At 38.7% G+C, this 20,290-nt stretch carries 24 protein-coding genes; all 24 read left to right on the plus strand.

Translation table 11 applies throughout. The features are described from left to right. Positions 1-8: 8 nt before the first annotated feature. The 24 genes from ACGTNH_RS10100 (at position 9) to qcrB (ending at position 20,277) form a co-directional block, all read left to right on the plus strand. Positions 9-1,049, plus strand: coding sequence for an NAD(P)H-dependent glycerol-3-phosphate dehydrogenase (locus ACGTNH_RS10100; RefSeq protein ID WP_394586588.1), 1,041 nt, complete (start codon positions 9-11; stop codon positions 1,047-1,049). Between the two features lie 60 nt (positions 1,050-1,109). Next, entirely contained in the window at positions 1,110-1,370 is a 261-nt protein-coding gene (locus ACGTNH_RS10105; RefSeq protein ID WP_394586589.1) for a stage VI sporulation protein F, read from the plus strand. A gap of 198 nt (positions 1,371-1,568) precedes the next feature. Next, on the plus strand, positions 1,569-1,766 hold the full coding sequence (locus tag ACGTNH_RS10110; protein WP_394586590.1) for a DUF2768 domain-containing protein: 198 nt from the start codon (positions 1,569-1,571) through the stop codon (positions 1,764-1,766). A gap of 13 nt (positions 1,767-1,779) precedes the next feature. Next, complete coding sequence (locus ACGTNH_RS10115) at positions 1,780-2,499, plus strand: YphF family lipoprotein (RefSeq protein WP_394586591.1); 720 nt, start codon at positions 1,780-1,782, stop codon at positions 2,497-2,499. Between the two features lie 339 nt (positions 2,500-2,838). Then, positions 2,839-4,317 carry a stage IV sporulation protein A gene (spoIVA, locus tag ACGTNH_RS10120; RefSeq protein ID WP_394586592.1) on the plus strand — a complete coding sequence of 493 codons (1,479 nt, stop codon included), beginning with the start codon at positions 2,839-2,841 and terminating at the stop codon, positions 4,315-4,317. 357 nt (positions 4,318-4,674) lie between these two features. Then, positions 4,675-4,947, plus strand: coding sequence for a non-specific DNA-binding protein Hbs (gene hbs, locus ACGTNH_RS10125; RefSeq protein ID WP_082233987.1), 273 nt, complete (start codon positions 4,675-4,677; stop codon positions 4,945-4,947). Positions 4,948-5,070: 123 nt separating this feature from the next. Beyond that, positions 5,071-5,295 (plus strand): trp RNA-binding attenuation protein MtrB, encoded by a 225-nt coding sequence (mtrB, locus tag ACGTNH_RS10130; RefSeq protein WP_188375855.1) that lies wholly within the window; start codon positions 5,071-5,073, stop codon positions 5,293-5,295. Positions 5,296-5,396: 101 nt separating this feature from the next. Continuing rightward, on the plus strand, positions 5,397-6,191 hold the full coding sequence (locus tag ACGTNH_RS10135; RefSeq protein WP_394586593.1) for a heptaprenyl diphosphate synthase component 1: 795 nt from the start codon (positions 5,397-5,399) through the stop codon (positions 6,189-6,191). 3 nt (positions 6,192-6,194) lie between these two features. After that, on the plus strand, positions 6,195-6,908 hold the full coding sequence (locus tag ACGTNH_RS10140) for a demethylmenaquinone methyltransferase (RefSeq protein WP_394586594.1): 714 nt from the start codon (positions 6,195-6,197) through the stop codon (positions 6,906-6,908). Positions 6,909-6,923: 15 nt separating this feature from the next. Further along, positions 6,924-7,892 carry a heptaprenyl diphosphate synthase component II gene (gene hepT / locus ACGTNH_RS10145; protein ID WP_394586595.1) on the plus strand — a complete coding sequence of 323 codons (969 nt, stop codon included), beginning with the start codon at positions 6,924-6,926 and terminating at the stop codon, positions 7,890-7,892. 90 nt (positions 7,893-7,982) lie between these two features. Next, positions 7,983-8,429: a nucleoside-diphosphate kinase gene (ndk, locus tag ACGTNH_RS10150; protein WP_394586596.1), complete on the plus strand. Its 447-nt coding sequence runs from the start codon at positions 7,983-7,985 to the stop codon at positions 8,427-8,429. A 181-nt stretch (positions 8,430-8,610) separates the two neighbouring features. Continuing rightward, a complete protein-coding gene (locus tag ACGTNH_RS10155; protein ID WP_394586597.1) occupies positions 8,611-9,384 on the plus strand; it encodes a CheR family methyltransferase in 774 nt (257 codons plus the stop codon). A 123-nt stretch (positions 9,385-9,507) separates the two neighbouring features. After that, the gene (gene aroC, locus ACGTNH_RS10160) at positions 9,508-10,674 is read left to right on the plus strand and encodes a chorismate synthase (RefSeq protein ID WP_394586598.1); all 1,167 of its coding nucleotides are present in this window, start codon (positions 9,508-9,510) and stop codon (positions 10,672-10,674) included. Beyond that, entirely contained in the window at positions 10,674-11,765 is a 1,092-nt protein-coding gene (aroB, locus tag ACGTNH_RS10165) for a 3-dehydroquinate synthase (RefSeq protein WP_394586599.1), read from the plus strand. The genes aroC and aroB overlap by 1 nt, the downstream gene beginning before the upstream one ends. After that, a complete protein-coding gene (aroH, locus tag ACGTNH_RS10170; RefSeq protein WP_394586600.1) occupies positions 11,752-12,135 on the plus strand; it encodes a chorismate mutase in 384 nt (127 codons plus the stop codon). The genes aroB and aroH overlap by 14 nt, the downstream gene beginning before the upstream one ends. After that, positions 12,125-13,219 carry a histidinol-phosphate transaminase gene (gene hisC, locus ACGTNH_RS10175; protein ID WP_394586601.1) on the plus strand — a complete coding sequence of 365 codons (1,095 nt, stop codon included), beginning with the start codon at positions 12,125-12,127 and terminating at the stop codon, positions 13,217-13,219. Before aroH ends, hisC begins: the two co-directional genes overlap by 11 nt. Beyond that, positions 13,216-14,316: a prephenate dehydrogenase gene (locus ACGTNH_RS10180; RefSeq protein WP_394586602.1), complete on the plus strand. Its 1,101-nt coding sequence runs from the start codon at positions 13,216-13,218 to the stop codon at positions 14,314-14,316. Before hisC ends, ACGTNH_RS10180 begins: the two co-directional genes overlap by 4 nt. 11 nt (positions 14,317-14,327) lie before the next feature. Then, positions 14,328-15,617, plus strand: a complete 1,290-nt coding sequence (aroA, locus tag ACGTNH_RS10185; RefSeq protein WP_394586603.1) for a 3-phosphoshikimate 1-carboxyvinyltransferase — start codon at positions 14,328-14,330, stop codon at positions 15,615-15,617. 61 nt (positions 15,618-15,678) lie between these two features. Then, entirely contained in the window at positions 15,679-16,551 is an 873-nt protein-coding gene (locus tag ACGTNH_RS10190; RefSeq protein WP_394586605.1) for a hypothetical protein, read from the plus strand. 19 nt (positions 16,552-16,570) lie between these two features. Further along, positions 16,571-17,824 carry a tetratricopeptide repeat protein gene (locus ACGTNH_RS10195; RefSeq protein ID WP_394586606.1) on the plus strand — a complete coding sequence of 418 codons (1,254 nt, stop codon included), beginning with the start codon at positions 16,571-16,573 and terminating at the stop codon, positions 17,822-17,824. A gap of 26 nt (positions 17,825-17,850) precedes the next feature. Further along, a complete protein-coding gene (locus ACGTNH_RS10200; RefSeq protein WP_394586607.1) occupies positions 17,851-18,417 on the plus strand; it encodes a ReoY family proteolytic degradation factor in 567 nt (188 codons plus the stop codon). Between the two features lie 87 nt (positions 18,418-18,504). After that, positions 18,505-18,963: a DUF2487 family protein gene (locus tag ACGTNH_RS10205; RefSeq protein WP_394586608.1), complete on the plus strand. Its 459-nt coding sequence runs from the start codon at positions 18,505-18,507 to the stop codon at positions 18,961-18,963. 129 nt (positions 18,964-19,092) lie between these two features. Beyond that, positions 19,093-19,590, plus strand: coding sequence for a QcrA and Rieske domain-containing protein (locus ACGTNH_RS10210; protein ID WP_394586609.1), 498 nt, complete (start codon positions 19,093-19,095; stop codon positions 19,588-19,590). Positions 19,591-19,602: 12 nt separating this feature from the next. Next, positions 19,603-20,277: a menaquinol-cytochrome c reductase cytochrome b subunit gene (gene qcrB, locus ACGTNH_RS10215; protein WP_394586610.1), complete on the plus strand. Its 675-nt coding sequence runs from the start codon at positions 19,603-19,605 to the stop codon at positions 20,275-20,277. Positions 20,278-20,290 lie beyond the last annotated feature (13 nt).

Below are 20,290 nucleotides of genomic sequence, written 5' to 3' on the forward strand. Positions count from 1 at the left end.
ACTATGAAATGGGTAAAGTAGCAGTTTTAGGTGCGGGAAGCTGGGGTACGGCTCTCGCTATTGTATTAGCCGATAATGGAAACGAAGTTCAATTGTGGTCACATCGCGAAGAACACGCTCATGAAATCAACACTACCCATAAAAATGAAAAATATTTAAGTGGGATTGAAATCCTCGATTCTATTCACGCAAGTTCTGACATGGAAAGTGTGGTACAGGGGGTCGAGCATATCTTGCTTGTTGTACCTACAAAAGCCATGCGTGAAGTTTGTAAAGAACTGGTGGGGTATTTAACGCAAGAAGTCACCATCACTCATGCCGCCAAAGGTATTGAACCGGAAACTTACAAACGTGTTTCGGAGATTATCGCAGAGGAAGTCCCCAAAAAATATTATAAGGATATTGTTGTATTGTCTGGCCCAAGTCATGCGGAAGAGGTAAGCCTTAAACATCCAACGACGGTTACCGTTTCTTCTCAAAATTTAGAAGTTGCAGCCACAGTTCAAGATCTCTTTATTAATGAAAAGTTCAGGGTTTATACTTCACCAGATTTGGTGGGGGTTGAACTTGGAGGAGCTTTGAAGAATATTATCGCTCTTGGGGCTGGTATTTCAGATGGACTAGGATTTGGTGACAATGCAAAAGCGGCACTTATTACTCGTGGGTTAGCAGAGATTGCTAGATTAGGGACGTCTATGGGTGCCAATCCACTAACTTTTTCGGGTTTGACTGGTATAGGCGATCTTATCGTTACTTGTACAAGTGCACACAGTCGTAATTGGAGAGCAGGTAATAAACTTGGTAAGGGAGCCGATTTAGATCAAGTCCTTGAAGAGATGGGGATGGTGGTAGAAGGAGTAAGAACGACGAAAGCAGCCTTCCAGTTATCAAAAAAACAAGAAGTTGACATGCCCATCACGTCTGGAATATACCAGATATTGTTTGAGGATGCTGATCCCCGCGATGTAGTTACGCAGCTTATGACCCGTATTAGAAGGCATGAAATGGAAGATCTAACAAATATCCTTGATGATCAAATGAATAACTAACACATTATTCTCCTCGTGCATATACTACCAAGAACAAAATGCGCGAGGAGGTAATTGGTAGTGAGTAATTTTCAAAAAAACATTTTTGATCATTTGCAAAATAAAGCTAATATTAACCCAGAGGACGTATATCAAGTAGCTGATTCAGTAAAAAATGCGGACTTTAGCGATGAAAAAGTGGTAAGGCGCTTAGTAAAACAACTAGCTCGTGTTGCTAATAAGCCTGTTTCGAAACAAAAAGAGGATAAAATTGTTGAGGCCATTGTAAATCAAAATATACCTTTGGATATGAATACTTTAAGTAAATATTTTAAAGGTTAACCATATGTAGGCGTTTTAAGGAGACAGTCCTCCAAAATTGCGCATACTATAATCCGTAGCAATTAATACGTATGAGCTATTAACGGGAATTATTTAGTCAACCGGGGCAATCAAGCTCCGGATTTTTTTTGACTTCTTAAGAAAGGACACCTATGGTATAATACCATCGTGTTCATTGGGAATTTAGGAGGAAGTTTTATGTCAGTAGCAATGCTGAAAATGTACATATCTTTTGCAGGAATCATCTCGTTATTTCTTGCAACCGGTTTGATTTATCTCAGCCGTTTTAAATTATCAGGTATTGTATCAATTATAACCGCTGTATTTGCATATCTATTTATGATCTTTGGCGGCCTGGTTATACTGTACATCGTATTTAGCGGGCCGACAGGCTAGAAGGAGGATCATCATGAATTTGCTGAAATGGGTGAGTATCCCTCTGCTATTGTTTGTACTAAGTGGATGTCTTTATCCAGAATCAGAATTAAACAAGAATAGTGCGACAAACCAAGAACAGCTAGAATCGGTACAAGCGTCTGTGATACAATTCCAGGAACAAGAGTCCGGGCTGCTTCCTATTAAGACCAGAGAAGAAGATACCCCCCCTTTTTTGAAGTATCCTGTGGACTTTTCTAAGCTTCGAGAACGCGGATTGATCGGAGAAGCTCCTGGTAATTCGTTTGAAAATGGCGGACATTATCAATACATTATTGTTCACCCAGATGAGAAGCCGACTGTAAAAGTAGTTGATTTACGGTTGACGGAAGCTTTACGTTCTCTGCAATTAAAAGTGGATTTCTACGAAAATGAGAATGAATACCCACCCCTTAATAATAAAGTGGCTAAAAATGTTTACGATCTGAAATATGAAGAGATGGGGCTTGAAAGTCCGCCTACAGTGGACAGCCCCTATTCTGATCAGCAGCTTCCTGTTTATATTAATGAACGGGGGGAGCTTCTTGTTGATTACCGTAAAGAATTATATCAATTATTAGATCAAGAAGAGCACTCTTACGACGAAGGTGATGACATCCGTTATTTATTAACTGATCATACACCGTTTGCTCCTGCATATTCTCCTGCTTATACAATTGAAGACGGGGAACCTGTGTTTAAGACATCTGAGTAATATTTAGCAAGGTTTGTAAAAGAATTTTCAGCTTGGAGAGATACATTAAGTTTCTCTCCAAGCATTTTTTGTCTCATCATTTATACACTTGGTGTAATAGGTAGAGAAAATGGTTTGAGAGTAGTATTCATAATAAAAGTGATGACTTCTGGGCGCGGGTAGGAGCAAGATATCGCAAATAAAGGAAGGTTTCCCTCCCTACAAAAAGCGTAGTTTTTTTATTAGGACTTTAGCAAACTTAGATTACTTCACGAAATCAAGCATAATTCATTATGGTCATGTCATAGAATGAGAGTGTCCAAGCTTGTAATTTGTGAAATTTATCTGGGAGGGGATCTTTTGGAAAAGGTTGATATTTTCAGTGATATCTCCAAGCGCACGAATGGAGATATTTATCTGGGAGTTGTAGGTGCTGTTCGTACAGGGAAATCTACATTTATAAAAAAGTTCATGGAACTCGTTGTTATTCCACATATGGAAGATGATTCTGAAAGAGAAAGAGCGATGGACGAACTGCCACAAAGTGCGGCAGGTAAAACAATTATGACCACAGAACCTAAATTTGTTCCTAATCAAGCAGCTAACATTCAATTTGATGAGCATCTAGATGTTCGTGTTCGTATGGTTGATTGTGTGGGGTATGCCGTGAAGGGTGCTGTAGGATATGAAGATGAAAGTGGTCCGCGAATGATTCACACCCCATGGTATGAGGAAGCAATCCCGTTTCACGAAGCAGCAGAAATTGGAACTCAAAAGGTAATTCAAGAACATTCTACGATCGGTATTGTAGTGACAACTGACGGTACAATCGGTGAAATTTCTCGTGAAGATTATGTAGAAGCTGAAGAAAAAGTAGTGGAAGAGCTTAGAGAAGTAGGTAAACCATTTATTATGGTGGTGAATTCAGCACAGCCGCATAGCGATCGAACTGAAAGATTAAAAAATCAACTTCAAGAGAAATATGATATTCCCGTCCTTGCCTTATCTGTAGAAAGTATGAGAGAACAAGATGTACACAGCGTCTTACGGGAAGCACTTTTTGAGTTTCCAGTACTTGAAGTTAACGTAAATCTGCCTAGCTGGGTAATGGTTCTTGATTCACGTCACTGGCTAAGGAAGCACCTGCAGACAGCCATAGAGGAGACGGTTCAAGATATTAAACGCTTACGTGATGTTGATCATGTGATTGGCAACTTTGAACAATATGAGCATATTACAGGGGCTCATATTTCGGGTATGGACCTTGGGGAAGGCATTGCAGAAATTGACTTACAAGCTCCTGACTATTTGTATGATCATATTTTAAAAGAAATTGTAGGCGAAGAAATCAGAGGGAAAGACCATCTCCTCGAAATAATGCAGGATTTTTCACATGCGAAGCGGGAGTATGATGTAGTAGCAGACGCCTTGCAAATGGTGAAGCAAACCGGCTATGGCATAGCAGCACCTTCGCTGGAGGATATGGCACTAGATGAACCCGAGATTATTCGTCAAGGCTCTCGATTTGGTGTCAGATTAAAAGCTGTAGCTCCTTCTATTCATATGGTAAAGGTTGATGTTCAATCAGAATTTTCTCCAATCATTGGCACTGAAAAGCAAAGTGAAGAACTTGTGCGTTATTTAATGCAGGACTTTGAAGAAGATCCATTATCTATTTGGAATTCAGATATTTTCGGTCGTTCATTGAGTTCTATTGTCAGGGAAGGAATTCAAGCTAAGCTTTCCTTAATGCCAGAAAATGCACGATACAAATTAAAAGAAACGCTGGAAAGAATCATCAACGAAGGATCCGGCGGAATGATTGCCATCATCTTATAACGGCTCCTAAAAGGGCCGTTTTGATTTTTTTTAGAAAAATAAATTAAAGTTTTTCTGGGTATGTTTATGTAAACTAAATAAAAAGAGAAATTTAAGTAATTAAAGCGTCGAAACCTTGATATATCAAGGTTTCGGCGCTTTTTATTAAAACGAGATGTTTATCGTAATAAGACATGGATTACTTCCGAAAATGGGAAGGAATCGCTAGAAATAGGCATTCTTAAAAGTTTTCTCTATTGAATTTCCTTACAAAGTCGTTTAATATAAGGCTTGTCATCACATGTTGATGGCTTATGAGGCACTTTAAGTGGAAATAATCACTTAAAAGACCAACCTTCTTGGAAGGAGGTGAATGTCATGAACAAGACAGACCTGATCAATGCAGTTTCTGAGAAAGCTGAGCTTTCTAAAAAAGACGCAACTCAAGCGGTTGATTCTGTATTCGAATCTATCATGGATTCACTAAAAGATGGTGAGAAAGTACAATTGATTGGATTCGGTAACTTTGAAGTACGTGAACGTGCGGCTCGTAAAGGCCGTAACCCACAAACAGGTGAAGAGATTGAAATCTCTGCAAGCAAAGTTCCTGCTTTCAAACCTGGTAAAGCCCTAAAAGATGCTGTTAAATAATAGCTACATAGGGCTCAAGGGGTGCTTTTTAAAAGCACCCCTTTTTCAATGGTAAATAAGTAGAATTTTTGACATAATAAAGGGAGTAAGAGATAGTTAAGATAATGGAAAGGAGTTCTTATTATGGCTGCATCAGAGAATGATTTCTTTGTTATTAAAGCTTTAGAAGATGGAGTGAACGTTATTGGTTTAACACGTGGTACTGACACACGATTTCATCACTCAGAAAAATTAGATCGAAATGAAGTCATGATTGCTCAGTTTACTGAACATACATCTGCCGTAAAGGTTAGGGGAAAAGCCGTGATTCAGACCAGCCATGGCGAAATGAAAAATGAAGCAGAGTAAGCGGCTCTGCTGAATACATAACATACTACGCATTAAGCATTTCTTTATGCTATAATAATTGTATTTTAGACGTGCAGAAGAAAGGGATTAGGTGATGAAAGGTGAATCTATCAGAAATGCGTATCGATCAGTTAAAAAACACAATAGCTGCCAAGGTTCGCCATCCTTTTTTGGCTAAGTATATAGCAGATCCCATAATTGATGAGGACAAGCTTGCTATATTAATCTCCATTATGGATCACACAACTCTCTCTGCACGGAAGAAAGAAAGCTATATAGTTACGACAATGCTTGTTCAAATCGCACTTGACACTCATGATCTTGTCACACTCTCAGACGAAGAAGATGAGTATGAAACGGTCCGAACGAGACAGCTAACTGTGTTAGCGGGTGATTATTACAGCGGTCTCTATTACTATGTATTGTCTCAACTAAATGATATACCTATGGTTCGTACGCTTGCAGGTGCAATCAAAGAAATTAATGAGCTTAAGATGGATCTTTATTATAAAGATGTTGAATCTTTTCAAGAGTTTTTCACTTCATTAAAGAAGATCGAATCACTTCTCATCCAGCGCGTTGCTCATTACGTACAGAAAACGACGATTAATGATATGGCTGGAGACTGGCTTTTTGCTAAACGCCTAATGGAAGAGAAAAGCAGTTATGAAGAGGGACGTTTTTCTCCGGTCATCCAATTATTGATTAACAAACCAGATTCTTTTGAGACGAACAGTCAGCTGATGTTTAACCTTGAACAGTTGATTCACAATCAAATCTCAAAAATAGAAATAAGGGTCTCTCAGCTCCCTCTTCATTTCAACTGGTTAAAAAGCTATATAGATTCCGCTATATACCATAGATTCTATAAAACGCATCTGGCAGAGGAAGGGTAAGAAATGCAGTACCAACAGTCTAAAGAAGAGCGTGTGCACCACGTTTTTGAGAAGATATATAACAGATACGACGCGATGAACTCTATCATTTCATTTCAACAGCATCGCTTGTGGCGAAGTGATGTCATGAAACGAATGAACGTGAAAGAAGGCGACTATACACTGGATGTGTGTTGTGGTACAGGAGACTGGACTATGTCCTTAGCTGATCAAGTAGGATCGACAGGTAAAGCAATAGGGCTTGATTTCAGTGTGAATATGCTATCGGTAGCGATAAAGAAAAAATTGGCTGCACGTTTAAAGCATGTAGAATTTGAACATGGTAATGCTATGAGTCTCCCCTTTGAAGATAATCAGTTTGATTTTGTCACTATTGGATTTGGTTTGCGGAATGTTCCTGATTATCAACAAGTTTTAAAGGAAATGTACAGAGTAGTTAAACCGGGAGGAAAAGTCGTTTGTTTAGAAACATCTCAACCGACTAACCCTGTATTTAGAAGAATGTACTATTTTTATTTTGGTTATGTGATGCCTTTGTTTGGCAAGCTATTTGCTCGTAGCTATAAAGAGTATAGCTGGCTTCATGAATCTGCAAGAGATTTTCCAGGCAAGAATGAATTAGCTGAGATGTTTAAACATGCAGGGCTAGTTCACATTCAGGTAAAGTCTTTTACAGGGGGAGTAGCAGCTATGCATATGGGTGAGAAACCATCGTAATTAAGGATGAAGACAATGAAACTTGCTATGATTTATTCGTTTCTTAAACAGGATTTAGCGGCAATCGAACAAGCTGTCAATGAAACGATTCAATCCGATAACCCTGTTTTACGCGAAGCATCAAGCCAATTATTAAATGCAGGTGGAAAAAGAATACGTCCTGTTTTTGTTTTACTTGCGGGTAAATTTGGCGACTACCAATTGGATCAAATGAAAGCGGTGGCTGTATCTTTAGAGCTTATTCACACCGCATCACTTGTGCACGATGACGTCATTGATGAGGCGGAGATGAGAAGAGGCGAACCAACGATTAAATCAAAGTGGGATAATCGTATTGCCATGTATACCGGGGATTACATATTTGCCCGCTCCTTGGAGAACCTTACAACTATCAACAATCCACGAGCTCATCAAGTGCTTGCAGAAACAATGGTGGAGCTTTGTTTAGGAGAGATTGAACAAATAAAAGATAAATATAATCTCGAACAGAATGTACGCAGGTATTTAAGAAGGATCAAAAGAAAGACAGCCATACTCATCGCCGCAAGCTGCAGAATGGGCGCCATAGCTGCTAATGTAAGTGAAGTGGAAGAAAAAGCGCTCCAACGTTATGGCTACTATGTGGGGATGTCCTATCAAATTATTGATGACATATTAGATTTTACAGCTTCAGAGAAAGAATTAGGCAAACCATCAGGGAGTGATTTAATTCAAGGGAACATCACTTTACCGGTTCTTTATTCGCTTGAGGACCCTGAATTAAAATCAGATCTTATGAGTGTTTTTCTTAGAGAGGACAAAACACCTGATGATTTTGAGAAAGTGATTACAAAGATTAAAACTAATGGGTCGATAGAAAGGTCATTTGAATTAAGTGACCGCTATTTAAAAAAAGCTTATGAAGCCCTTAGTCAGCTGCCGCAAAATCGAGCGAAGCAGACATTAAAAGGGATTGCTAAGTACATTGGAAAAAGAAGGGCATAAAAGGTTTGCCAGCTTGGTTAAAGTCTGGTAAAATCTTTTATGGCGCCGATTAAAAGCGCTTTCACATTACATAAACTGAGGTGTTTATCCATGGAAAAGACATTTTTAATGATTAAGCCTGACGGAGTACAAAGAAATTTAGTAGGCGAAGTCACTTCTAAATTTGAAAATAAAGGCTTCAAATTAGCAGGTGCTAAGCTGATGAAGATTGATCGTGCTCTAGCTGAAGAGCATTATGGAGAGCATAAAGGCAAACCTTTTTTTGAAGAACTAGTTGATTTTATTACATCAGGTCCAGTATTTGCGATGATCTGGGAGGGAGAGAACGTAATTTTAACAGCTCGTAAAATGATGGGTGCCACTAACCCTCAAGAAGCCTCTCCTGGTACAGTTCGTGGGGATTACGGTTTAACTGTAGGTAAAAATGTAATTCATGGTTCAGACTCTAAAGAGAGTGCTCAAAGAGAAATTGGTTTATTCTTTAAGGAAATTGAACATATTGATTACAACAAAGATGATCTATCCTGGGTATACTAAGTAAGGGCTATCTCGGTGATGAACGATGACACGTTCTCGCCTGGATAGCTCTTTCCTTATTTTTGAAGGTGTTAACATATTTAAAGTGAATTTTTACATCGTCAAATTTTTAATAGAACTTTACAGCTTTAATTTAATGCTTTACTCTGTAAAAGAGGATTTAGTGTTAGGAGCTTTGCTTATGAACAATGATTATCATTGGTTTGTACAACAATTAAAAAGAAAATCTGGAATTGATTTATTATTTTACAAAGAAGCTCAAATGAAGAGAAGATTAACTTCATTACGAACAAAACGAGGATTTACTACTTTTTCAGCTTACTTTAATGCAATAATGGCTGATGAACATCTTTTTCATGAATTGTTAGACCGATTAACAATAAATGTATCCGAATTTTATAGGAATAAAAAGCGATGGGATATACTTGAACATAAAGTATTGCCCCACCTGTTAGAGAAACAGGGGAAATTAAAGGTTTGGAGTGCAGCTTGTTCTACCGGTGAAGAGCCCTATACGCTTGCGATGATTATGCATAAATATCTGCCTTCTGGAAGATTTCAAGTGATAGCCACAGATTTAGACGAGAATGCACTAAAGCGTGCTGAAATGGGTGTGTACCCAGAAAGATCACTTAAAGAAGTGCCACAAGATATGGTGAAAAAGCATTTTAAAAAAGAAGATGTTATGTATCATATAAACAATGAGTTGAAGCAGAACGTAACGTTTACAAAGCATAACTTATTAGCAGATGCATATGGACACAATTATGATTTGATTGTATGTCGAAATGTATTAATCTATTTTACCGAGCAAGCCAAACATATGATTTATCAAAAGTTTAGTCAATCACTTAAAGAAAAAGGTATCTTCTTTGTTGGGAGTACTGAACAAATTTTTTCTCCTCAAAATTATGACTTTAAGGTGTTTGATACATTTTTTTACCAAAAGAATTGACACCAAAGAAGCGAAAAAGCATTTACGTTCTTTTTTTCTAATAGATTGAATATTTAAAGAACACAAAGCTTGAACCTTATGATATAGTAGTACATAAATTTTAAAACTAGGGGGCCGTTACTCATGCGTTATTTAACAGCAGGTGAGTCTCATGGGAAACAGTTAACAACGATTATTGAGGGAGTACCATCACACTTACCATTAGTACCAGAACAAATAAATGAATCACTAATTAGAAGGCAGGGCGGTTATGGACGCGGCAGACGCATGCAGATAGAGAAAGATCTAGTAGATATTACAAGTGGTGTTCGGCACGGCTATACCTTAGGATCACCTATTTCTTTAGTCGTGCATAATGATGATTTTAAGCATTGGATTAATATTATGGGAGAAGAGCCCTTACCTGAAGATGCTGAAGTAAAACGAACCATTTCCCGACCACGCCCTGGCCATGCGGATTTAAATGGGGGAATGAAATATGGACACCGTGACATGCGGAACGTTCTTGAACGTTCCTCAGCTAGAGAAACAGCAGCTCGTGTAGGTGCAGGAGCCGTTGCTAAGGTTCTTTTAAAAGAACTGGGGATCGAAGTCGCTGGGTACGTTAGAGAGATTGCAGGGATCGTTAGTAAAGTGGACGAAACATTAGATGTTCATGAAAGAGCGCGTATTTCTGAAGAATCTCCAGTTCGCACTTTTGATGAAGAAGCCGCACAAAAAATGATGGAGGCAATCGACTTAGCTAAAAAAGAGGGAGATTCCATCGGCGGCGTTTGTGAAGTATATGTAGAAGGGATGCCTGCTGGTTTAGGGTCTTATGTGCAATATGATCGCAAACTGGACGCCAAATTAGCTGGTGCCGTTATGAGTATCAATGCTTTTAAAGGTGTAGAATTTGGTATTGGTTTTGAGGCTGCGCGTCGAAATGGCAGCAAGGTTCACGATGAAATATTATGGAATGAAGAAAAAGGATACTACCGACGCACGAATAACCTTGGCGGCTTTGAAGGTGGAATGACTTCAGGTATGCCAATCGTTGTTAAAGGTGTAATGAAGCCAATCCCAACACTCTATAAGCCTTTACAAAGTGTGGATATAGAAACGAAAGAACCATTTCAAGCCAGCATTGAACGCTCTGATTCCTGTGCTGTTCCTGCGGCTTCAGTAGTCATGGAACATATCGTAGCATTTGAACTAGCGAAAGCCATTACAGAAGAGTTCCCTTCCGATTACTTCCCACGTTTAAAGAAAGCAGTGGAAGATTACCGTGAAGAAGTGCGTGAATTTTAATGGAAAAGATTTCAATTGAGGCGGCCTCTCATTTTTATAATGTAATAATAGGTAAGTCTCTCCGCTACCAAGTGGAGGAACTTCTGGAGGCGACTTATAAGAAAGTGCTCATAATTACAGACACACAAGTCGCGCCACTTTATTTAGAGGATGTAAAACAGGCATTTTCATCCCAAGTCACTGTAGATGATTATGTAGTACCGGCTGGAGAAGCTTCTAAAAGCATGGAACAATACAGCCGGCTGTTAGATGCTTGTATTTCTTTGCAGCTGGACCGGAAATCCTTAATTATTGGTTTAGGTGGAGGAATGGTTGGTGATTTGGCTGGATTTGTTGCCTCCACTTATTTAAGAGGTGTCGATTTCGTACAAATGCCGACAACTATTTTGGCTCATGACAGCAGTGTTGGAGGAAAAGTAGCGATAAACCATCCACAAGGAAAGAACTTAATCGGATGTTTTTATAATCCGGTTTATGTGATTTATGATTCGGACACGCTCTTGAGCCTTCCGCTTTCGGAGGTGCGTTCCGGCTTTGGAGAAGTCATTAAGCATGCTTTATTAAGCGATGCAGAGTGGAGTGACGATCTATTTCAAAAGAACGTTTCTGAACTTTCACCTGAGCAGTTAATTTCTTACTTATCTAAGGGGATTCAAGTTAAGGCGGATATTGTAGAACAAGATGAAAAAGAAAATGGTATAAGAAGACACCTTAATTTAGGGCATACGCTGGCTCATGCTCTAGAAGCTGAATTAGGGTATGGTGAGATCACTCATGGGGAAGCGGTAGCTCTAGGTATATGGTTTTCTCTAAGAGTAAGCGAGCAGCAATTAGGTGCTAACTTGCCTACTGAAAAATATGTGAAGTGGTTAACTCAAAACTACTATCCTATTCATCTTATTAAAAATATCAATAAGAAACGAGTTATTGAACGGATGAAATGGGACAAAAAGACTGTCGAAAGTCAAATTCATTATGTTCTACTAGAAGCAATCGGAAAGCCTGCAGTTAAAACGATTGAAGAATCAAAACTGGATGAATTATTAACTGGTTTTTTGAAAGAGGTGAGTCATATTGATGAGAGGAATTAGAGGAGCAACAACCGTCGAAGGCAATGAGGCAGAAGATATTGTTGCTCGTTCTCGCGAGCTGGCCTTAGATATGATCGATAAAAACGATATTGCTGCCGAAGACGTAGCTTCCGTTCTTTTTAGTGTAACAGAAGACCTCGATGCCGCATTTCCAGCGAAATCTCTAAGAAGTATAAATGGTTGGACTTATGTGCCTGTTATGTGTATGCAGGAGATTCCTGTCCCTAATAGTTTAGGTGGTTGCATTAGAGTTATGATGACGGTCAATTCAGACTCGTCTCAGAAAGATATCCACCACGTTTATCATTACGGAGCTAAAGTATTACGACCGGATTTAGAGCAAGTAAGGAGTGAGGATCATGAAAGCTAAAGAAATACTTAAAGGGATGACCCCTTATAAACCGGGTAAACAAATTGAAGAAGTCAAGAAAGAATATGGTCTAACTAAAATCGTGAAATTAGCTTCTAATGAGAACCCGTTCGGCTTCTCACCACAAGTGAAAAAACAGCTTCCTCAACTAATAGAGCAATTAGAAAAGTATCCTGATGGTTACGCCAGTGTTCTGCGTAAAAAGGTGGCTTCATTTCTAGAGGTAGAAGAAGAGCAACTAATCTTTGGAAATGGATCTGATGAAATAGTTCAAATTATCTGTCGTACATTTTTAGAGACAGGTTCAAACACTGTTATGGCTACACCAACGTTCCCTCAATATAAGCATAATGCTTTAATAGAAGGGGCTGAAGTAAGAGAGGTTCCGTTAGTGGAGGGGCGTCATGATCTTCCTTCTATGCTGGAACAAATTGATGAGCGCACACGTGTATTATGGTTGTGCACCCCTAACAATCCAACGGGTGTTCACCTCTCAACTTCTGAAATCAAACAGGTATTAGAAAATTGCCCTTCACATGTACTCGTTGTTATGGACGAAGCTTACTATGAATATATGGAAGCAGAAGATGCGTTTGATTCTCTATCATCTCTTCCCCTCTATGAAAACCTTATCGTTTTACGTACGTTTTCAAAGGCATATGGTTTAGCGGGGTTAAGAATAGGTTACGGAGTAGCTTCCAAAGAAATCATTTCTACTTTAGAACCAGCTAGAGAGCCTTTTAATACTTCTACTATTGCTCAAGCAGCCGCACTATTGGCTTTAGATGATCAAGAATTTATTAATGAAACAACTGCTGAAAATTCAATCAATAAAAGAAAATTAATGCAATTTCTTGATGAGCATGGATTAGATTATTATCCTTCGGAAGCTAATTTTGTTATGGTTCGTTTGCCTGTAAGCGGTGATGAGATGTTTGAGCATTTATTAAGCAAGGGATTCATTGTTCGATCAGGTGAAGCTCTGGGGCTTCCTAATTCGATTCGTCTAACGATTGGTAAAGAGGAAGATATGGCTGTTATTCAATCGGAAATTAAAGAAAGATTAGTAGGTATTTCTAAATGAGTCAAACCGTCTTTATTGTAGGGTTAGGTTTAATTGGCGGTTCAATTGCTATGAATGTAGCAAAGAAGAAGGACTGCAAAGTTATTGCTTTGGATCCTGACCCAAAAACGATTGACATGGCTAAAATCCAAGGTGTTATTTATGAAGAAGCAGAAGACTTCAAGTCAGGTTGTCAGCAAGCGGATATTCTTATACTAGCAACTCCTATTTCTATAACGATTGAGTATTTGCATCAATTAAATGATTATTCATTAGAGAAACCTTTACTTGTTACCGATGTATCTTCTGTAAAGAATAATGTATTAGAAGCAGCTAATGTCATTAAAAACGACCAAGTAACTTTTGTAGGCGGGCATCCAATGGCTGGTTCACATAAGCAAGGGTACTCGGCTGCAAAACCTCATCTATTTGAGAACGCCATTTATGTGTTAACGCCTAGTAACACGTCAAATGGAGCCCAAGCAAAGCGTCTGCAGGAATTATTAGAGGAGACAAAAGCCAGGTTTATTACTCTTAGTACAAAAGAACACGATGAAATGACAGCGGTTATTTCTCACTTTCCACATTTAATAGCCTCCTCTCTTGTACACCAAGCGAAGGAATGGCAAAAAACTCATCCCTTCCTTGAGCAATTAGCAGCAGGTGGCTTTCGCGACATAACTAGGATTGCTTCGAGCAATCCTACTTTATGGCAGGACATCTTTTTTCAAAACCGTACCCTGCTTATTCAGATGCTTAGTGATTGGATCGACGAAATGCAAGAGCTGCAATCTCTATTACAAGATAGAGAAGCTCAAACGACTTACGAATATTTACTTCAGGCTAAACAGTACCGTGATGGATTACCTGCTAAAGAAAAAGGTGCCATTCCAGCCTTTTATGATCTTTATGTTGATATTCACGACCAGCCAGGGGCCATCTATAAAGTAATTCAGCAGCTAGCTGAAACAGAAATCAGCATCAAAAACATTGAGATCCTCGAAATTAGAGAAGGAATTACTGGAGTACTAAGAATTAGCTTCTCTTCAAGCAAAGAGCAAAAAATGAGTTATGATCTTTTAACCAGCAGAGGATATGAAGTGATGATGGAAGAATAGGAGGCTTTATTATGTCAGAAATAAAATTACAGCCAGCCTCTAAAGGGATCAATGGCACGCTCTCAGTACCGGGGGATAAATCAATCTCTCACCGTTCGATTATTTTCTCTGCTTTAGCAGAGGGGACTTCCTATATCTCAAATTTTTTAACAGGAGAAGATTGTCTCCGCACCGTTCAAGCTTTTAGAGAATTCGGAGTGGAAATTAAACAAGAAGGAACGAACGTTACGGTATATGGTAAAGGTTTAGATGCTCTTAGAGCACCTGTAAATCCGATTTATTTTGGAAATTCGGGTACAACTGCACGTCTAATGAGCGGGGTCTTATCAGCTCTCCCATTATTTAGCACCGCATATGGCGACCCTTCCCTTTCTAAGCGGCCGATGGATCGTGTAGTTGTACCTCTCTCAGAAATGGGAGCTGAAATTACTGGACGGGAAAATGGGAAATTCCTCCCTTTAGCATTTAACGGAAAGAAATTACGAGGAACTAGTATTGAAATGCAAGTGAAAAGTGCTCAAGTTAAATCTGCTTTATTATTAGCGGGGATGCTGGCAGAGGGAGAAACCGTTATTTATGAAAAAGGCACTACAAGGAATCATACTGAAATGCTCATGTCTCAATATGGAATCTCCCTGGATAAACAAGGGAATAAGTTAACGATTGCTGGTAACCAACAGCCGCTAGCTTCGAATTTAACCGTTCCCGGCGACATCTCATCTGCTGCATTTTTCATTGCAGCGGCAGCTATAACGCCTAATAGCTCTATCTGCATTGAAAATGTAGGTTTAAACCCCACGAGGGATGGAATTATTACGGCTCTCAAAAAAATGGGGGCTCAAATTGAAGTGGATCAGGTTAAGAAGATTGGACATGAACCAGTAGGAAGGGTACAAGTGAAAACCAGTAAACTTAAAGGATGCACTTTTGAAGGTGAGTTAATTCCTAACTTAATTGACGAAATACCTATCTTAGCTCTTGCTGCGACTCAAGCTGAAGGCACCACTCACATTAGAGATGCCAAAGAGTTAAGGGTAAAAGAAACAGATCGAATTGAAGCTGTTGTGTCGAACTTACGCAATTTAGGAGCGGAAGTAGAACCTACTGAAGATGGCATGATTATTTATGGTAAAAATAAATTAACTAGAGGCTCAGTTGAATCATATGGAGATCACCGAATTGGCATGATGGGGGCCATAGCTTCATTAATAACAGATGGAACTGTCCTTATCCAGGATAAAGATTGTATAAATATTTCTTACCCTAATTTTTTTGACCATTTAGAAAAGGTTTGTAAATAAGAATTCATAGATTAACTAGAGCTCTCATACGATATAAAAAGCCTGTTGGAGGTTTTATCGGATGAGAGCTCACTGGTTTCATGGGACCCTTAATGAAGATAGTCAAAGCTTCTACGGAGAGCTATTTGTGAATCATGATAAATTCAAAGACCCTTCCGAAGCCTATAGTCATATTTTAAATGTAAACGTTAATCAGTTTATTATTGCACCTGGTCACGTCATGTTAGATACATCGTTCCCCTTAAGCCGTTCTCCTTCGCACGTAAGTCAATGCTACGAATACATGAAAAAAGGATGTACACTGCTGCTTATACAACTTTTCATTCACACAAAAAAACATTTTAAAAAAGAGTACGAGCAGATGCAGACCTTTTTAAAAGATTTGCCGTTGGATTATATGATTGTCCCTCGAATATCTTCTCATGTCCTGCACCCAGAGATGATACGGTATTTTGCCTTAAGGAAAACCCCTTTTATCATTGTTCAAGCTGATTCAATGGAACAATTGAAAAACGTGGCTTGGGGATGGATAGCCCAAGCTCAAAGCTACCGTCGAATCCCCCTTACTTATAGTGTCAAAAATAGTAGAAATAGTGAGATGAATAACGAAAGGTTTTGGACAACCCTTACAGATTATTATGGTATCATTAAGTTATCTCAACCTATTACAAATGAAAGGTTAACGCTTCAAAATATGAAAGATAGCGGCATATACCCTTATAAAGGAACATTAAGAACTAATGCTTATGCTGATTATAATTTATATGAGAAGTCTTCAATCGAGTTGATTGATGAAGAAGAAAATTTCTTATATCATGAACCTGTTCCAGCTATTACTGTAATGAGGGGATGTCCAATCCAGATTCAACAAAAAGTTGAACCAAATACAAAAGGCATTTTTTTTAAAAGCTCGATTTACAAACATTTTGTCTAATGGTTGAAAGGAAGTCAGTATGGAGGAAATTCATAAAGCTATCCAAGCAATGGAAGCAGAAAAAACGGAAGAAGCTATTACAATATTACAGCAATATTTGCCTGAAGCAGATGAAGAAGAGCGCTTTACAATAACTGAACTTTATATTCAATGGGGAATGTTGGAAGAAGCAAAAATGATTTTGCAGGAACTCATTCAACGCTATCCGAAGGAAGCGGAACTAAAAGTGATGATGGCTGAAATCCATATCGATCTAAATGAAGATGAGGATGCTATTAGTTTATTAAATGAATTTACACCAGAGGATGAAGGTTATTTAGAATCTCTTCTGCAGCTAGCAGACCTCTATCAGTCGCAAGGGCTGTTTGAAGTAGCTGAACAAAAGTTACTTGCTGCTAAGCAAATGGAACCGAACGAAGCTGTAATTGATTTCGCTCTAGGTGAACTTGCCTTTTCTAATGGGGAATATAATAAATGTATTCCATTTTATGAAAATGCAATGCATCACCAGCCGGTGATTGCAGATATTGAAGTTGCAACAAGGCTGGCTGAAGCATTTGCTGCCAGTGGGGAGTTTGAGAAATCACTGGATTATTATGAAAAAGTGGAAGAAGATAACGCTGACGTGTTATTTCGTTACGGATTTGTAGCTTTTCAAGCGATGCGAAACGATATTGCCATTCACGTTTGGGAACGTCTTATTGAAGATGATCCTTATTATCAATCTGTTTACCCTTTACTAGCTCAGGCTTATGAAGCAGAAGGGATGCCTAAAGAAGCATTAAATATGGCTGAAAAAGGGTTAGCTAAAGATGAGTACAATAAAGAACTTTATCACTTAGTGGGTACTCTGTCGCATAAATCCGGAGATAAAGAAGCAGGATACCGCTATATGAGAGAAGCAGTAGCACTCGATCCTGGGTATAAGGAAGCCGTTCTTTTCTTAATTGAAAATTATAAAAGTGATGGGGACCATGAATCCATCATAGAATTAATTAACCAGCTTCTTACGTTGGGCGAGGAAGATCCGTATTATTTATTTGAACTTGCTAAAGCCTATGAGGAAGAGGAAGATTATAAACAAGCACTAGAGTATTATCAAAATGCATATCCAAATCTTAAAGATGATGATGTATTCCTTAAGGCTTATGGTTATTTCTTGGTGGAAGAAGGCAGGATGAGGGATGGCCAGCAAGTACTAGAAGAATACTTGGCCATTGAACCGTCCAACACTGAAGTGGAAGAATTTATCCATCGATTAAAAGAAAAGTAATTTTAACAAGCGCAGGAGGGGCGCCTATGGAAACACCGATTTCTGTTAATGAAAAAAAAGAATTTGTCCGTTGGTTCTTAAATCATTATCAATTGAAGAAGCGGGAAAGTGTCTGGATTCTAAACTATTTAATGAACCATGAATCTTTGCTATCATCAGTGTGTTTCGTAGAAGATGTTAAGTTGTGTCCACGTGGGATGGAAATCACCGCTCAAGGAGTAAAGGATCCTCCATTTCGCTTTTACAAAGGTCAAGTGATGACGAATGATGCGGAAAAGTCATTTCATGATTTGAGAATGAATCAAGACGAACCGATTTATATTCAAATGAATTTTGAAAATGCCCATCAATGTTCGATGTATGCCCTGGTTCTTGAAGAGAATCCTTATTTACCGAAAGATCATTATGTAAACGAAAGCGATCGTGAAGAGGCAGAACATGTATTATCTATCAGTCTTCTCGCATTTAAAAAGCAGCAGTTGGAGAAAGAAATAGATGAATCATTGCAAAGTGGAGATCAAAGCCGTTTTAGACGATTAGCTGAAGCTTTGAAAGATGTAAACGAAGCTTTAAAGTACACGCAGGTGGAATAGCTAAGAGGAAATTTTTCCTCTTAGCTTTTCTTTTTGTTTATTTTTAGTAAAATAGACTAAAGTAAGAAAGGAATGGGATCGTATACTATGCAATGGACAAAAGAAGATACTGAACTCTATTTAACTGAAAAGAAATATGTAGACACCTTAATCATTCCCTTAATTCCATTTAATCCAGAAACGGATAGCACAATAGCAAAAGAAGCATTTCAAAGAGAATTAAATCATTTAACTACACACTTGTTAGAAAAAGGTTATAAAGGCCGTATTTTATTAGCTCCTGACTATAATTATATAACTGGAAATTATGAAGAAGAGTCTCAAAGGATTAATCAATGGATAGAAAAGTTTGAAAAACAGCCGTTTGCCCATATATTTTTATTTACTTTTGATACAAAATGGAAAAGATGGGAAAAAGAATTGAGAGGACATTTGTTGTGGGTACCTAGTTTACACGAAAGAAATCTACAATCTACTGAAACAAAGTCGTTTGTAAAAGAACAGGTAAATCAAATTAGTGACCTTATAAAAGCGTACTGGGATTGACTAAAACTTTCCTTTAACGTCGATATTTTATTGACCAGGCTATAAGATTGCGCTATCATAGTAATGTCCTAGTAAACTGTATGTAACCGATCCATGTCGCATGGATTACAGCATAGAGGGGGGAAAAGAATGAGCGATAAACAAAGAGTATCCCGTCGTCAATTTTTAAACTACACACTGACAGGTGTTGGTGGTTTTATGGCTGCAGGAATGCTTGCACCAATGGTTAGGTTTGCCATTGATCCTGTGCTGAAGCCGTCGGCTGCTGGTGACTTTAAATCTGTTGCATCCGTTGATGAAATTACAAATGAGCCGCAAAGATTTGAGTGGGTTGTTGATCAAGTCGATGGCTGGTATGAATCTGAGGTACAAAAAACGGCATGGGTGTACCGAACTGAGGAGGATGAAATTGTTGCCTTGTCTCCAATTTGTACGCATTTAGGCTGTACAGTCGATTGGGCATCAAATGAAGAGTATCCAGATCAGTTTTACTGTCCATGTCACGCTGGTCGTTATACAAAGGATGGAGTGAATGTGCCTGGCACACCGCCTACTGCACCCTTACCTTTATTCGACCATAAAGTTGAGGAAGGTATGTTGTACCTTGGACAAGAACAAGATAGATAGGGGGCGTAAATCATGCTACAGAGAATTTATGATTGGGTCGATGAGCGCGTAGACATCACACCGTTATGGCGTGATATCGCCGACCACGAAGTGCCCGAGCATGTCAACCCTGCCCACCACTTTTCCGCATTTGTTTATTGTTTTGGTGGCTTGACATTCTTTGTTACAGTAATTCAAATTTTATCAGGGATGTTTTTAACGATGTATTATGTGCCTGATATTGAAAATGCTTGGGAATCTGTTTACTACTTACAAAGAGAAGTAGCTTATGGACAGATCGTTCGTGGAATGCATCACTGGGGAGCAAGTCTTGTTATCGTCATGTTATTTCTACATACTTTACGGGTGTTTTTCCAAGGAGCATATAAGAAACCTCGTGAATTAAACTGGATTGTAGGTGTGCTTTTATTCTTCGTCATGCTTGGCTTAGGATTTACAGGTTACTTACTTCCGTGGGATAACAAAGCTTATTTTGCCACTCAGGTCGGCCTGGAAATTGCAGCGGCAACACCTGTAATCGGTGATAGTATTCGATCGCTATTAGCAGGAGATCCAACAATTGTAGGAGCGCAGACATTAACGCGTTTCTTTGCGATTCATGTGTTTTTCTTGCCTGCAGCGTTATTCGGTTTAATGGGTGCTCACTTTGTTTTAATTCGTAAACAAGGAATTTCCGGTCCACTATAAAATGGAAATGATG

The sequence above is a fragment of the Halobacillus sp. B23F22_1 genome, assembly GCF_043497005.1.
Classification (GTDB): domain Bacteria; phylum Bacillota; class Bacilli; order Bacillales; family Halobacillaceae; genus Halobacillus_A.

Coding starts and splice junctions, on each gene's coding strand:
- ACGTNH_RS10100 (WP_394586588.1), top strand. CDS start 9: ATGGGTAAAGTAGCAGTTTTAGGTGCGGGAAGCTGGGGTACGGCTCTC.
- ACGTNH_RS10110 (WP_394586590.1), top strand. CDS start 1,569: ATGTCAGTAGCAATGCTGAAAATGTACATATCTTTTGCAGGAATCATC.
- ACGTNH_RS10115 (WP_394586591.1), top strand. CDS start 1,780: ATGAATTTGCTGAAATGGGTGAGTATCCCTCTGCTATTGTTTGTACTA.
- hbs (WP_082233987.1), top strand. CDS start 4,675: ATGAACAAGACAGACCTGATCAATGCAGTTTCTGAGAAAGCTGAGCTT.
- mtrB (WP_188375855.1), top strand. CDS start 5,071: ATGGCTGCATCAGAGAATGATTTCTTTGTTATTAAAGCTTTAGAAGAT.
- ACGTNH_RS10140 (WP_394586594.1), top strand. CDS start 6,195: ATGCAGTACCAACAGTCTAAAGAAGAGCGTGTGCACCACGTTTTTGAG.
- hepT (WP_394586595.1), top strand. CDS start 6,924: ATGAAACTTGCTATGATTTATTCGTTTCTTAAACAGGATTTAGCGGCA.
- ndk (WP_394586596.1), top strand. CDS start 7,983: ATGGAAAAGACATTTTTAATGATTAAGCCTGACGGAGTACAAAGAAAT.
- ACGTNH_RS10155 (WP_394586597.1), top strand. CDS start 8,611: ATGAACAATGATTATCATTGGTTTGTACAACAATTAAAAAGAAAATCT.
- aroC (WP_394586598.1), top strand. CDS start 9,508: ATGCGTTATTTAACAGCAGGTGAGTCTCATGGGAAACAGTTAACAACG.
- aroB (WP_394586599.1), top strand. CDS start 10,674: ATGGAAAAGATTTCAATTGAGGCGGCCTCTCATTTTTATAATGTAATA.
- aroH (WP_394586600.1), top strand. CDS start 11,752: ATGAGAGGAATTAGAGGAGCAACAACCGTCGAAGGCAATGAGGCAGAA.
- hisC (WP_394586601.1), top strand. CDS start 12,125: ATGAAAGCTAAAGAAATACTTAAAGGGATGACCCCTTATAAACCGGGT.
- ACGTNH_RS10180 (WP_394586602.1), top strand. CDS start 13,216: ATGAGTCAAACCGTCTTTATTGTAGGGTTAGGTTTAATTGGCGGTTCA.
- aroA (WP_394586603.1), top strand. CDS start 14,328: ATGTCAGAAATAAAATTACAGCCAGCCTCTAAAGGGATCAATGGCACG.
- ACGTNH_RS10190 (WP_394586605.1), top strand. CDS start 15,679: ATGAGAGCTCACTGGTTTCATGGGACCCTTAATGAAGATAGTCAAAGC.
- ACGTNH_RS10195 (WP_394586606.1), top strand. CDS start 16,571: ATGGAGGAAATTCATAAAGCTATCCAAGCAATGGAAGCAGAAAAAACG.
- ACGTNH_RS10200 (WP_394586607.1), top strand. CDS start 17,851: ATGGAAACACCGATTTCTGTTAATGAAAAAAAAGAATTTGTCCGTTGG.
- ACGTNH_RS10205 (WP_394586608.1), top strand. CDS start 18,505: ATGCAATGGACAAAAGAAGATACTGAACTCTATTTAACTGAAAAGAAA.
- ACGTNH_RS10210 (WP_394586609.1), top strand. CDS start 19,093: ATGAGCGATAAACAAAGAGTATCCCGTCGTCAATTTTTAAACTACACA.
- qcrB (WP_394586610.1), top strand. CDS start 19,603: ATGCTACAGAGAATTTATGATTGGGTCGATGAGCGCGTAGACATCACA.